Origin of the sequence: Levilactobacillus tongjiangensis (assembly GCF_003946345.1) — a bacterium.
GTDB lineage: Bacteria > Bacillota > Bacilli > Lactobacillales > Lactobacillaceae > Levilactobacillus > Levilactobacillus tongjiangensis.
Window position 1 is genome coordinate 52,611 of record NZ_RHNY01000005.1, and the last position, 14,039, is coordinate 66,649.

Consider the following 14,039-nt stretch of genomic DNA (forward strand, 5'->3'; position numbering starts at 1 on the left):
AATTGTTGTTCACTTATCAAAAATAAACTTATTCTGCTGGCTGTTCCGGCAAGGGTGGCAGGTCTGGGAACAACCGCCGCAGATGCTCCACTGGATTATCGACTTTAGTCTCTCGTTCGCCGAGAACCTGTGTCACGCCATCAAACGTGAACATCAAGAGATCTGCACCATCTTCATCACGGACCTGATAAAACCGGACCCCCGCCTGTAAGGCCGATAAAATGAAACGTTGCGATTGCGGATCAAGTCGCCGCAGTTGGGGCAATAGGTCCTTGGTGGTCGTCCGCTCCTGATACCAACGCCGCGCCACCGACTGTCCAAAGGCCATCAAACTATCGTCCTCAATGTGCGTCAACATCTTAGCTGCCGGCGTTAATTCAGGGTGCATCAACACCTCTTCCAAGTCATCGATGACTCCCCAGTGTTCGGTGTGTGCGCCAATCTGATCGGCCATTTCCCGGAGATCAGCGAAAATTCGCTCCCCCTCGTCCTGGAACTTGGTGGGCGTTAACGGATTCTCCAACGCTACTTCCTGGTTCTTGGCCCGCGCAATGGTTAGCTCATCTGCCAGATTATCCGGCAACTGTTCCGTTAGCAGGTAAATCATGAACATTTTAATGAAGTATAGGGCGTGGCGACTGACGCCGTTCCCGGTGAACGGCGTATTATCGAAGTCGCGTAGTTCCAAGTACTGGATGCCCCCCGTCAAAAAGTCCCGTTCATTGGCCTGCCCCTTCAATCGGACCGGACCATAAAATTCGTGAGCGGAGAAGTAAGTCCCGTCATCAATCAAGCGCTGTAACTGTGTCAGATGAGCTGGCAGCGACGTGTAGGTCACTTGCTCCTGTGGCAGGTTTACGAAGCCATACCGACTGTTGCGAATGCTTCGTACCGGATTATGCAAGGCTTCCGGCTTCAGGTCAAAGAATCCCTTCTCAGCAATCGGACTAGCCCCAAAGAGATACGTCAACAGCCACTGATGCCGCACAAAATTTTGTGCAATTCGGAAATACAACGCATTCTTAAAAGCAACCAGTGAGCTAAACTCTGAGGTGTAGTGACTGTACAGGCGGTGAATAACGGGATCTGGCAGGCTGTAATTCAAGTGAACTCCCGTGAGACACCCGTGTTGGAGCCCGTACTTTTTGACCAGGTATTCACGGTAAGGCCGCATGGCTGGCCTCTCAAAATGGTCTGCCACAAACTGCAAGTCGTCGTGATCCATGACCGGTGGCATACTCAACGGCCAGATTCGGTCTGGCCCCTCAAGTGAGCGATAAGCGACCGTCTGGAGTGTATCCAATTGGTCTAACGTTCCGCCGATGTTGGGGTTCGGGTCCGTAATAATTTCAAGTTGCGTTTCAGTAAAATCAGTTTGGATGTACGGATGAAATGTCCGGGATCCCAGCTTGCTAGGATGTGGCTGTCGACTTAACCGGCCCTGTTTATCAATGCGTTGTTCTTCAATCTCTAACCCGACAAGACTGTGATAAAGTTGTTCCGATAAGTTTTCTTCACGAATAACCGCTAATAAATTGTCCAGCATGGCGGTATCATCCCCTGACCTTCAGTTTGATTAACTTTACCCTAAAGTGTAAACAATATTGATGCCCCTGTCACTCTTATTGTGGCATATTTTACAAAAAATATGAGGTCCTCACATTCTTGTGTCATCCCGTTATTAAGAGAGCCTTGCGTTGAATCACCAGCTACGCGTTCATCCCTCCCATTCACCGCCTGACAGGATTACGTCAGCTAAGCCAACATGAACTGTTCGACCACTTGCCAATCTTCAGGTAAATCAGATTTTGTTGTGAATTCTACGTATTCTGACTCACTCCATCGTTAGGGGGTGACATTTTCTCGCTGAATTTCGTTAGTAAATTAAACGCAGCTAAAAAAGGTCTGGAACCAAAGTCCCAAACCCTTACTTATTCAGTCGAAACGTTAGCGCTAGAGTAGCTAGTGGCACGCTTACCGAACCGTTTCGTGAATCAACGTGAATGGCTTAGCGCTGGCACTAATTTCAATGTTCGCGTAGAGTCGTTCCTTAATGTCAGCAACGTCTTCACGATTGCTGTAGATAGTCAGCAGCGTGTCGCCTTCCTTGACGGCGTCCCCGACCTTCTTATTCATCATGATACCAACGGCGTAATCAAGCTGGTCATCGGCCTTCTGGCGACCACCACCCAGTAACATGCTGGCAATTCCCATTTCATCAGCCTCAACTTGACTCACAACCCCACTGCTCTTAGCAAGCAGTGGAATCTTGAACTTCGCTTGGGGCATAATTTCGGGATGATCGATCACATTTCGGTCACCGCCCTGAGCAGCAACCATGTCGCCGAATTTCTTCAGTGCGGAACCATCTTCAATGGTCTTCTCACACATTGCCCGGGCCTCATCCAAGTCCTTCGCTTTACCAGACATAACGACCATGTGGGACCCTAATGTCAGTACTAAATCAGTAATATCAGCCGGAGCTTCGCCCTTCAGAAGGTCAATGGATTCCTTGATTTCCAAGGCATTCCCAATAGCGTTTCCCAGGGGTTGGTTCATGTCTGAAATAATGGCCATGCAGTCCATGCCAACACCTTTACCAATTCCCACCAAGGCCTTCGCCAATTCACGGGAATCATCCAATGTCTTCATGAAAGCCCCCGCACCGGTCTTCACATCAATAACCAACGCATCGGTGCCAGAAGCAATCTTCTTACTCATGATGGAGCTAGCAATCAGTGGAATTGAGTCCACCGTATCCGTCACGTCACGCAGGGCGTAGATCTTTTTATCAGCTGGGGCAATGTTGCCAGTCGCACCAACGATGGCAAGTCCCTGGTCTTTTACCTGTTGTAAGAAATCTGACTCACTGATTTCTACTTGGTATCCTGGAATCGCTTCCAATTTATCCAAGGTTCCACCAGTGTGCCCAAGCCCCCGCCCAGAGATCATGGGAACAGGGATACCGAGCGCAGCAACAATTGGTGCTAGTGGAATACTCGTCTTATCACCAACACCACCCGTCGAATGCTTATCGACCTTCATCCCAGGAATACTGGATAGGTCCAAATGGTCCCCGGACTTCATCATCGCCATGGTGAGTTCGGAACGTTCCTCATCCGTCATGTCCTTGAAGTAGGTCGCCATTAAAAAGGCACTAGTTTGGTAATCTGGAATTTCACCGGAGACGACACCGTCAACGAAGGTTTGAATTTCTTCCTTAGTCAGTTCGCCACCGTTACGTTTCTTATCAATAATGTCTACCATTCTCATAATTCAGCCACTCCATTTCTAATCGACTGCTGGCTTGACCGCATCAGTAGCGGGTGCCAGCTTCAATAGTTGTGCTGCTGCGTGTTGATCAATAATGAGGCAGTTCGGATAACCACCTAGCAGTGCCGCTCGTACCGCCGGCACCTTCGCGTCACCGGCAGCCACCAGAATCGAATGATCCTTTTGCCGCAAGTTATCGAGATCAATGCCAATGGTTCGTTGGTTTAACGTTGGCGCAACGATTTCACCATTCTCGTCGATGTAGCGTGAGAAGATATCCCCCACTGCATGTTCCTGCAAAAAAGCTTGTTCATTCGTATGCAGGTAGCCCAACTGAAAGACCAATGCGTTGCTACGGACGGTACCAACTGAATAGATTGCGATGTTGGCTTTGCGTCCTAACTCAAGTAAGTATTGAATATGCCGCTCCGCTTCCACCAATTCCTTAGTTTGTTGGTGGTCAAAAATCACTGGTAGCGGCAAATACTGGGGTACTGCGTGAAAAGCGTTGGCAAAGGCGTCAATGCTTTCGTAAGCGTAGGTGTGCTCCGTTGAATAACTGACACTTCCCTTGAGTTGAATGACCTCTACCCCGGTCAGGGTATCCGGCTGCAGGTTTGACCCAATTGCATAAATGGTCTTGCCCCACCCGATGCCAATCACATCATGCTCTTTCACAATTGTTTCTAAGTAGCGCGCGGCGTATTGTCCCACCGCATTTAAGAGTTCATCCGCACCAGTCGACCGACTAGGCACAACGTGAACGTCGACGTGATAGGCTGCGGTTAACGCTTGTTCCAGCGTTTGCACGTCCTGCACGGGGTCCACGATTTGAATGCGTACCACCCCTTGTTCCCGCGCAAACTGTAGCAGCCGGGATACGGTTGGTCGCGAGATTCCTAGTTTGGCAGCAATCTGACTTTGACTTTGATCAGCTTGGTAGTACATCTTAGCGACCGTTAACCCTTGGGCCAATCGCTGTTCCGTCGTCTCCGTCATTAGATTGCCTCCTCATTTGTCTTATCCTTTAACGGCCGCCTCCAAAGCAACCTTGATCATGTCGTTAAAGGATTTTTCCCGTTCTTCAGCTGACGTTGATTCGCCGGTCATCAAGTGGTTACTGATAGTCAGAACGGAAAGTGCTCGGACGTTGAACTTAGCAGCCAACATGAAGAGCGCTGCCGATTCCATTTCCGTGGCAATGACACCGTAGTCCACCAACTTTTGACGATCCATTTCATCATTGTAGAATCGGTCTTCCGCTAAGACGTTCCCCACCCGTACTGGAATGTTCAGGTCTTGAGCAGCGTGGTAGGCCGTGTCTAACAAACCAAAGTCACTGATTGGTGCATAGTAGATTCCGCCGCCAAACGTGTTATGAATAATGGAAGAATCAGTTGTGGCAGCCTGAGCCAGCACCACGTCACGAACGTGCACGTCGGGACTCATCCCACCAGAGGTGCCTACCCGGAACAACTTCTTAACACCATAATCGTTGATCAATTCATGCGCATAGATGGAGATGGACGGAATTCCCATCCCAGTACCTTGTACGGAAACTTTTTTACCCTTGTAAGTCCCAGTGTAGCCAAAGGCATTCCGAACCCGGTTATAGCAAACTGGATTTTCTAAGAACGTTTCAGCAATGTACTTCGCCCGTAATGGGTCACCTGGCAGTAAAACAGTGTCTGCAATTTCGCCTATCTTTGCTTCCAAATGATTACTCATGATTAGTTCCTCCTAAAATGGTTGTCGCAACTATTTCAAGTCTGCTAAGAAACTGTGGCCTTCTTCGTTACCAGCCACCCCAAAGTTATCCAACACAGTCGCCCCAAAGTCAGAGAATGGTGACCGAACACCGAGACTCCCACCCTGCTTAAAGCTTGGTGAGTAGGCCAATAGTGGTACCTGTTCACGGGTGTGGTCCGTTCCTCTAAAGGTTGGGTCGTTCCCGTGATCGGCCGTAATCAGTAAGAGGTCGTCGTCATGCATGTTGTCCAAGACCGTCCCTAAGCGGGCATCAAAGTCCATCAGCGCTTGACCAAACCCATCTGGATTCCGTCGGTGGCCGTACATGGCGTCAAAATCAACTAAGTTAATGAAGCAGAAGCCGGTAAAGTCCTCCGTCATAACGTGGTCAACGTGATCCATCCCATCCATGTTACTTTCGTTATGGTAGCCTTCATCGATGCCATGACCTGAGAAGATATCATTCGTCTTACCCACAGCCACTACGCGAACGCCAGCTTTTTGCAAACGATCCAAGTCGGTTTCACCAGTTGGTTCCAACGTAAAGTCCCGCCGGTTAGCGGTCCGCGTAAAGTGGTCAGCATCTGGACCTACGTATGGCCGGGCAATGATTCGACCAACCAAGTAGTCGGGGCCATTAACCAATGATCGGGCGTATTCGCAAATCTTGTACAGCTCTGCCAAAGGAATCACGTCTTCGTGTGCCGCAATCTGGAGAACAGAATCACCAGAGGTGTAGACAATCAGGTCACCCTTAGCCATCTGTTGCTCCCCCAGTTCTGCGATGATTTTCGTCCCAGATTCAGGCCGATTGCCAATGACCTTTCGTCCTGAGAACGCTTCCAATTTTTCGATGATATCAGCGGGGAATCCGTTAGGGAATGTATCCAGTGCCTGACGCACAGGTAACCCCATCATTTCCCAGTGACCATCCATGGAATCCTTGCCGGCTGAGATTTCCCGCATCTTACCATAGTAAGCCTTAGGCGCTTCAGCCACCGGAACACCCTCGATTGGTGTTTCGTGCAAATTAGATAATCCCAGTTTTGCTAAGTTTGGTAAGGCCAGCTTACCTCCGAAATGATGACCCACGTGACCCAGAGTGTCGGAGCCCACGTCGCCAAATTTATCGGCATCCGGTGCAGCTCCCGCACCAACAGAGTCCATGACTAACCCAAAAATACGTTTGTACTTCATTCTGATAACCCCGCTTTCACAAATTAACTTCTAGTAGCCCGACTTAGCCTGTGCTGATTCACCCGTTAAGATAGCGACCGTTGCACTGACCCCTAACCGGCTAGCACCAGCATCGATCATGGCTAAAGCTTCGTCCTTACTATGAATCCCACCAGAAGCCTTCACGCCTAAGCGGTCACCAACAGTTTCCCGCATCAATTTAACGTCTTCCAGCTTAGCACCAGCAGTTGAGAAACCAGTAGAAGTCTTCACGAAGTCTGCACCAGCCTTTTCGCTCAGTTGGCAACCGCGAACGATTTCTTCATTGTTTAACAAGCAGGTTTCCAAGATAACCTTCAATAACTTACCCTTAGCGTGAACGGCAGTTGCTAAAGCTTTGATGTCCGCTTCAACGACCTCGTCGTTGCCAGACTTTAATTCACCAACGTTGATTACCATATCGATTTCTTCAGCGCCATCTTCAATAGCTTGCGTTGCTTCAAAGACTTCACTAGGTGTTGCCATAGCGCCTAATGGGAAACCAACAACGGCGATTGGATTTACATCCGTGTTCTTCAATTGCTCAGTAACGAACGGAATCCAGTAGGAGTTAACACAGACGGAAGCCGTGTTAAATTTGGCAGCTTCGTCACAAGTTTGCTTGATACTTGCCTCAGTGGCATCCGCCTTCAAGTTGGTGTGATCCATGTACTTTGCGAGTTCTTCAGTCGTTAATGTCATAGTATGAAACCCCTTTCATTTGTCTATCATAGAATACCGGAATCCTGCACATTTGTAAACCCCTTCGCTGCACCAATGTTCATTTTGCCTGCTTCTTGTGAAACATTTATCTTTCATTTAATGTAAATCAGGTATATCGTTTTACTATAATTATTGTAGTGATACCAAGCTTTCATAAACTCAAAATAAAATGATTTGGTTCATGGTCATGACGTTCAAGTGGGCATCTTTGTTGTCAAAAATTCTTTTGAATTTTTTATATCTGGTCTGCTCGAGTAGTCAGTCATTACCATAAAGCTCTCATTAACACACCACATTCCCGCTAAGAGGCCGGGTTAGACCTTTCCCTATAACTTTACCCTGGATCACCCTGACGACCTTGAACAGTCCAACTAAGCGGTTCTAACTTTGTCCCCTTAAACTATTACCACCTGAAAAATCCAAGCAAGAAAAAATCGTCTGAGATCAGTCTCAGACGATTGGTTAACTTCTTCTGTTTTTATTTACCGGACCAGCCCGGTACTCCCCCACGGAAGTGTCGCCTTACTTCTTGGCCGCGCGCTGGCGCAAAGAACGAATAAAATCGTTTTTGTTTCCAAAAAAAAGGTAATCCTTAGGAATCTGATACAGATCGGACAAACGATCAATGGTGGTAATCCCCATGTTCGAGCTGTCTCGTTCCCAGGCGGCTAAGGTTTGGTAGTGAACTCCCAGCTGTGCCGCAGCCTCTTTCTGAGAGTAACCAGCGTTATGACGGGCGGCTTCTAGTGTGATTTGTAGGTTCTCCATCACGCACCCTCCTTAGAAACACTTTCACATCATAAATGGTTTTATTCGTTTTGTCAATTGCCAAATGGTACACCCAATACTTTTGTTTGATTGTGGACAACTTATTCGTTATAATGACGAATGAAAGGTTTTTACTAAGAAATTTTACTAAGGAGTGACTGCGGTGCCCCGTCACAAATTAACGACATTTGAGAGAAGTCTTCGCCAAATCATCGCGCAGAACTTAAAGCAGGTCAGCCAAGGAATGACGCAAAACGACCTGGCCACCAAGACGGGTATTCCAACCTCCACGCTTTCAGGTTATTTTGCCCAGCGCTCCACCCCTAGCCCCGGAAACGTGCAGCGCATTGCTGACGCCCTCGACTGCAACAAATCCGCAATCGACCCGCGTTTCAACGACGCCTTCCTACATAGCGACGCCTGTTTTCAAACCGTTTTCGTTCAGCTTTCAACAGAACGACAAGCTTCCGTTCTCAAATTCGCTCAGGCTCAGTTAATTGAGCAAAATACGCAACGCCAGTAAAACCTGTACGCATCAGCAAGCGATGTGTACAGGTTTTTTACTAAAATTAGAATTGGGTTGCAGCATCCGGTCATGGCTGTCGAGGTGGCCCGCTGTAGGGAAAGTTTACTGCCAAAGAACGGGCTTTCGACTCGCCTTTAAGCTCTAAGGACAGCACTTAAAACGCATCCTACGCGGTCAGGTCAGCAACCAAATTAACTGCGGCCGTACTCACCCAGCCAATGGGTAAGAAAAAATGGGTCTGGGACAAAAGTCCCAGACCCATTTTGCACTCTGAACATATATGGTCGAAACGTGCGCCAAAAGGCAGTCAACTCCGCTTAGCCCGATAAACAAACTATCCAAAATCGGGATTTTTCGTCTATCGACGTTAATGCTCATTGGCTAACCGCCTTCTGTCTCACTCTCGCCAGTGAACTAACCTATTTCTTTACTAAAACCGTAACACTTTCAACGTGTGGCGTTTGTGGGAATTGGTCAACTGGTTGGATTGGGCCGTCAATAGCGTAACCTAGTTCCTCGAACCGTGCCACATCGCGGACCAACGTGGCTGGGTTACAGCTCACGTAGACAACCTTCTTAGGTCCCATCTCAGCGGTGGAATCAATCAAGCTTTCGGCCAGGCCTTTACGTGGTGGGTCAACAACGACAACGTCAGGCTTCACGCCATCCTCTTGCCATTGGGCCATTTGCGTTTCTGCCTTAGCCACAGCAAAGGTAACGTTGGCCAAGTGATTCTTTTGGGCGTTGACCTTAGCGTCTTCAATCGCTTCGGCAACCACATCGACACCCAGCACCTGCTTAGCATGCTTAGCCAAGGCCAAGGAAATCGTCCCGATACCACAGTAAGCATCGATGACAGTCTCTTCGCCAGTCAGGCCAGCCTTATCAATAGCCATTTGGTACAGCTTTTCAGTCTGTTGAGGATTGACCTGATAGAAGGAACGCGCCGAAATGGCAAACGTTAAGCCCATCAAGGTATCTTCAATCGTTGGCTTACCGTACAACGTCCGGGTCACGTTACCCATGATCACGTTCGTCTTCTTGGCGTTCACGTTTAAGACAATACTCTTGACCTCAGGCAAAGCCTTTTGGATTTGGTCGACCAATTGCGCCTGACTAGGCAGCTTTTGGGTACGACTGATCAGGACAATCATCATTTCATGACTGTAATAGCCCCGACGTACCATGATGTTCCGGATAACACCCTTGTCACTGATTTCATTGTAGGCAGGAATTTCAAACTGACGAAGTAAGTCACGGACCTTAATGATGGCTTCATCGATAGCGGGATCCTGAATGTAGAAATCCGTTAATGGAATGAGGTCGTGACTGTGCTGCCGGTAAAACCCGGTTTCCAGTTGACCTTTGATCATCCGCACGGGAACTTGTGCCTTGTTCCGGTACTGCGTCGGATTGTCCATCCCCAGCGTTGGCGCAACTTCAACTTCCTGATGATTCTTCTTAAAGAGTTCTGCAATTTGATGTTGCTTGAACTTTAATTGGGCTGGGTAAGCCAAGTGTTGTAATGGCGCAATTCCAGTCTGACGGTACGTCTTGTCAACGTCTGTAACCCGGTCAGCAGATTCGCTCTGCCATGAAAGGGCCCGGGCAAACCCGTAGCTCTTAGCGACCTTGGTTACTAAGATCGTGATCTTTTCTCCTGGTAAGGCGTTTTCGATGAACAGTGGAAAGTCATCGACTTTGGCCACACCCATCCCCTGATAAGTCAGGTCGGTAATGGTAACGTCAATGCGGTCATTCTTTGTTACTGGTGCTTTAATTTTCATAACTACCTCAATTTCCTTTAATGAGAAAGGGATTTTGCCGAAATCAGTTCGCGCAAAATCCCTCCAGTTTCTTAATCTTCCTTTGCATTATCCGCTATCTCAGGTAATTCTTCAACCTGTTTCACGAAATTCTGCTCAGCTTCCAAGAATTCTTCAGTTTCATGAGTCACTGCAGAATCTGGAATAGCATCTAGGTTGGCGTACATTTCAATGTGTTGCCGCAGGTTCCGGAACTTCATCGGTGCATCACCACCATATTCCCCATCCAGATTGATCATCATTCGGTCGTCTACCGGCCGGGCAATCACCTTGCTGGTCTTCTTGTAAATGATATGGGAATCATTAATGTGCTTACCCCCGTTAAGGACCAAGCCCATCAACCGTAAAATCTCGGGCATGCTGGCCGTCTTGACAATGATCATGGTGAATTTCCCATCATCCAACGCTGCATCGGGCACAATTTGCTCAAAGCCCCCGATTGAGTTGGTCAGGGCCAACAAGAACATTGACGCCTTCCCCCGGAAGTGACCATCATCGTACGTCAGATCCATATCAATGGGTTTGATGCGTGGCAGCAACTCGGCCCCCTTCATCAGGTAAGCCAAGTAACCAAAAATTGATTTCAAGTTAGACGGAACGTCATAGGTTAGCTCAGTCAGAAGTCCCCCACCAGCAATGTTGATGAAGTACGTCGATCCAGCTTCCCCAATATCCATCTTGATGGTCTGATCCTTCAGAACCACCTTGGCCGCCGCCAACGGGTCTTCACGGGGAATGTGAAGTGCCCGGGCATAATCATTCGTGGTCCCGGCAGGAATGATCGCCATCTTTGGCCGATGCGGTAGGCCGGCAATTCCGTTAACAACTTGGTTAATGGTGCCGTCGCCCCCAGCAGCCACGATGAGTTCGAAGCCGGCCTTAGCAGCCCGTGTCGCCTCATTTTGAGCAGAATTGGGAGCCGGTGTCGTGGCGTAGGCACTCGTCTCGTACCCCGCCTGCTCGAACACCGCTAGAATATCGATCAAGTCCTTCTTCAACGCTTCGCGTCCTGAAGTTGGATTATAAATGACCCGTGCCCGTTTACGCATGATGTGCCTCCATTGTCCTAGTGCTTTAATGCAGTCATCAATAATTTATTGACAACTTGCGGGTTAGCTTGTCCGTGTGTCTGCTTCATGATTTGACCAACCAAGAAACCAACGGCCCGCTTTTTCCCATTGTTGAAGTCTTCGATGGATTGCGGATTAGCTTGCAAAACATCGTCGATAATTGGTTGCAGCTTAGCTGGGTCTGACAGTTGAACTAATCCGTGCGCTTCCACGTAAGCCTTAGGTTCTTCACCATTTGTGATGGCCTTGAAGACCTTCTTGGCCATCTTGCTAGAAATCGTCCCGTCAGAAACCAGGTTGATCATTCCAGCCAAGTTAGCAGGCGTTAATTTTGTGGCTTGTAAGTCCACGTGGTTGTCGTTCAAGTAGGCGTTAACGTCCCCTTGCAGGTAGTTGGCTGCCATCTTAGAATCAGCCTTCAGTGCGACCGTCGCGTCAAAGAAGTCAGACATTTCCTTGGTCTGCGTGATAACCATGGCGTCGTAATCCGTCAACCCAAGGTCGTTCACGTAACGTTCACGCCGCTTGGTAGGCATTTCTGGCATAGCATCGCCGAGTTCCTTGATCCAGTCGTCACTGATGTTTAAGGCTGGTAAGTCTGGTTCTGGGAAGTAACGGTAATCATCTGAGCCTTCCTTAACCCGCATCAGAATCGTTTCGCCGGTCTTTTCATCAAACCGCCGCGTTTCTTGACGGACAGAGCCACCGGACATCAGGACTTGTTGTTGGCGCTTTTCCTCGTATTCCAACCCACGTTGCACGTAGTTGAAGGAGTTCAAGTTCTTTAACTCGGTCTTGGTCCCAAACTTCTTTTGGCCTACGGGACGAACGGAGATGTTAACGTCGACCCGCATGGAGCCTTCTTCCATCTTCACATCAGAGATCCCAGTAAATTGAATTCGTTGACGCAGAGCTTCCAGGTAGGCATACGCTTCAGCAGGTGAAGCAATGTCTGGCTTAGATACGATTTCAATCAGCGGCGTCCCTTGCCGGTTCAAATCGACGTAGGAGTAATCGCGTTCATGTGTGTTCTTCCCGGCATCTTCTTCAATATGCATTTCTTCGATACCGATTTTCTTCTTCACACCGTCAACGTCGACTTCCACCCAGCCGTCATGGGCGATGGGCTTGTCAGCCTGCGTGATTTGGTAAGCCTTAGGATTATCGGGATAGAAGTAGTTCTTCCGGTCAAAGTGTGTGTGTTGTTCAACATCAGCGTGTAACGCCAGAGCGGCAATAATACCGTCGGCAACAACGCCCTTGTTGGTCGTTGGCAAAACCCCAGGGTATCCCCAATCGATAACGTTGGTGTTGGCGTTAGGGTCGACCCCGAATTCAACGGGTGATGGGCTAAAGATCTTCGAATGCGTCTTCAACTCCACGTGGACTTCTAGTCCAATGGTTGTTTCAAAGTTCATTAGTTTTGGCCTCCTAACGTGGGTACTTGTAAATGAAAGTCAGTGTTCTGTTCGAAGGCGTACCCTGCTTTGTACAAAGTGCTTTCGTCAAATGGCCGGCCAATCAGTTGCATGCCGACTGGTAGATTGTTACTGAACCCAGCTGGCAATGATAACCCTGGTAACCCAGCTAAGTTCACTGGAATCGTCAAGACATCGTTCATGTACATGGTCAGTGGATCCTTAATTTCAGCACCGATACCAAAGGCAGGTGTTGGAGCAACTGGGCCCATGATGAAGTCGTGGTCCTTTAAAACGGCCTTGAAATCATTCATGATAACGGTCCGAACCTTGGCAGCCTTCAAGAAGTAAGCGTCATAGAATCCAGCAGATAAGGAGAACGTCCCTAACATGATCCGCCGTTTAACTTCGTCGCCGAATCCTTCAGAACGAGATTTTACGTAAACATCTTCCAAATTCTGTACGTCCTGTGCCCGGTAACCGTAGCGAATCCCATCGAATCGTTGCAGGTTAGATGAGGCTTCGGAGGACGCGATGATGTAGTAAGCTGCAACCCCGTACTTGTTGTGTGGCAAGGAAACCTCATCCACCGTGGCACCCAGCTTCCGGTAAGTGTCGGCAGCGGCTAAAATGGCCGCCTTAACGTCGTCACTGACCCCTTCAGCCAAGAATTCCTTAGGCAGCCCAATACGCATGCCTTTAACGCTAGTTGCTTCATTCAATTCAGCAGCAAAGTCAGGGACGGCCTGCGTTGAACTCGTTAAGTCATGGTCATCGTGACCAGAAATTGCGCTCAATACTGAGGCGTTATCCTTCACGCCGTGAGTCAACGGACCGATTTGATCCAAGCTAGACCCAAAGGCAATCAGGCCCCACCGAGAAACCCGGCCGTACGTTGGCTTGATCCCAACGATACCGTTAAAGGAAGCCGGTTGCCGAATAGAACCACCGGTATCGGACCCCAAAGCTGCGGGAACTTGACCAGAGGCAACGGCAGTAGCGGAACCACCTGAAGATCCGCCAGGGACCTTAGTTTGGTCCCAAGCATTCTTAGTCGTCTTGAACGCAGAATTTTCGGTTGAACCACCCATGGCAAACTCATCCATGTTGGTCTTCCCAACCGTGATCATCTGTGCTTGGGCCAATTTTTCAGTCACCGTAGCATCGTAGACTGGCGTAAAGTCTGCCAACATTTTAGAAGCAGCCGTCGTCTTCATACCCTTGGTGACAATGTTGTCCTTTAAAGCCACTGGAATCCCAGCTAACGGTTGGTCAGCGGAAATCCCTTGGGCATCAATTTCAGCCGCCTGTTTGAGGGCAGCTTCTTCGTTAAGATTTAAGAAGGCATCGACCTTAGGGTCGGTTGCCTTAATGTTGTCGAAAGTGGCTTGGGTCAATTCCTTAGAACTGATCTTCTTGGCCACCAAGTCGGCGTGGAGACTGGCGAGATCTGTTTTGAAATAATTCATCT

The 14,039-nt window shown here is 48.8% G+C and carries 12 protein-coding genes; 1 reads left to right on the top strand and 11 read right to left on the bottom strand.

Annotated elements, in window-relative coordinates:
- Window positions 1–28: 28 nt before the first annotated feature.
- The 7 genes from EKM75_RS03810 to EKM75_RS03840 all read right to left on the bottom strand — a co-directional run bounded on the left by EKM75_RS03810 (window position 29) and on the right by EKM75_RS03840 (window position 7,728).
- Window positions 29–1,546, bottom strand: coding sequence for a gamma-glutamylcysteine synthetase (locus EKM75_RS03810; protein WP_125692288.1), 1,518 nt, complete (start codon window positions 1,544–1,546; stop codon window positions 29–31).
- Window positions 1,547–1,974: 428 nt separating this feature from the next.
- On the bottom strand, window positions 1,975–3,273 hold the full coding sequence (locus EKM75_RS03815; RefSeq protein ID WP_125692290.1) for a pyrimidine-nucleoside phosphorylase: 1,299 nt from the start codon (window positions 3,271–3,273) through the stop codon (window positions 1,975–1,977).
- Between the two features lie 18 nt (window positions 3,274–3,291).
- Complete coding sequence (locus tag EKM75_RS03820) at window positions 3,292–4,272, bottom strand: sugar-binding transcriptional regulator (protein ID WP_125692292.1); 981 nt, start codon at window positions 4,270–4,272, stop codon at window positions 3,292–3,294.
- A gap of 21 nt (window positions 4,273–4,293) precedes the next feature.
- Complete coding sequence (deoD, locus tag EKM75_RS03825; protein ID WP_125692294.1) at window positions 4,294–5,001, bottom strand: purine-nucleoside phosphorylase; 708 nt, start codon at window positions 4,999–5,001, stop codon at window positions 4,294–4,296.
- A gap of 30 nt (window positions 5,002–5,031) precedes the next feature.
- Window positions 5,032–6,219: a phosphopentomutase gene (locus EKM75_RS03830; RefSeq protein WP_125692296.1), complete on the bottom strand. Its 1,188-nt coding sequence runs from the start codon at window positions 6,217–6,219 to the stop codon at window positions 5,032–5,034.
- Window positions 6,220–6,249: 30 nt separating this feature from the next.
- Window positions 6,250–6,939 (bottom strand): deoxyribose-phosphate aldolase, encoded by a 690-nt coding sequence (deoC, locus tag EKM75_RS03835; RefSeq protein ID WP_125692298.1) that lies wholly within the window; start codon window positions 6,937–6,939, stop codon window positions 6,250–6,252.
- 543 nt (window positions 6,940–7,482) lie between these two features.
- Window positions 7,483–7,728 (bottom strand): helix-turn-helix transcriptional regulator, encoded by a 246-nt coding sequence (locus EKM75_RS03840; protein WP_125683669.1) that lies wholly within the window; start codon window positions 7,726–7,728, stop codon window positions 7,483–7,485.
- 163 nt (window positions 7,729–7,891) lie between these two features.
- Here EKM75_RS03840 and EKM75_RS03845 point away from each other — a divergent pair, with 163 nt between their 5' ends.
- Window positions 7,892–8,251 carry a helix-turn-helix domain-containing protein gene (locus tag EKM75_RS03845; protein WP_125692300.1) on the top strand — a complete coding sequence of 120 codons (360 nt, stop codon included), beginning with the start codon at window positions 7,892–7,894 and terminating at the stop codon, window positions 8,249–8,251.
- A 422-nt stretch (window positions 8,252–8,673) separates the two neighbouring features.
- On the opposite strand, the gene rlmD is transcribed toward EKM75_RS03845, so the two are convergent.
- From rlmD to gatA, 4 genes are all read right to left on the bottom strand, one after another.
- Complete coding sequence (rlmD, locus tag EKM75_RS03850) at window positions 8,674–10,041, bottom strand: 23S rRNA (uracil(1939)-C(5))-methyltransferase RlmD (protein WP_125692302.1); 1,368 nt, start codon at window positions 10,039–10,041, stop codon at window positions 8,674–8,676.
- Window positions 10,042–10,112: 71 nt separating this feature from the next.
- A complete protein-coding gene (locus EKM75_RS03855) occupies window positions 10,113–11,129 on the bottom strand; it encodes a diacylglycerol kinase (protein ID WP_125692304.1) in 1,017 nt (338 codons plus the stop codon).
- A gap of 17 nt (window positions 11,130–11,146) precedes the next feature.
- The gene (gene gatB / locus EKM75_RS03860; RefSeq protein ID WP_125692306.1) at window positions 11,147–12,568 is read right to left on the bottom strand and encodes an Asp-tRNA(Asn)/Glu-tRNA(Gln) amidotransferase subunit GatB; all 1,422 of its coding nucleotides are present in this window, start codon (window positions 12,566–12,568) and stop codon (window positions 11,147–11,149) included.
- Window positions 12,568–14,037: an Asp-tRNA(Asn)/Glu-tRNA(Gln) amidotransferase subunit GatA gene (gatA, locus tag EKM75_RS03865; RefSeq protein ID WP_125692308.1), complete on the bottom strand. Its 1,470-nt coding sequence runs from the start codon at window positions 14,035–14,037 to the stop codon at window positions 12,568–12,570. Before gatA ends, gatB begins: the two co-directional genes overlap by 1 nt.
- Window positions 14,038–14,039 lie beyond the last annotated feature (2 nt).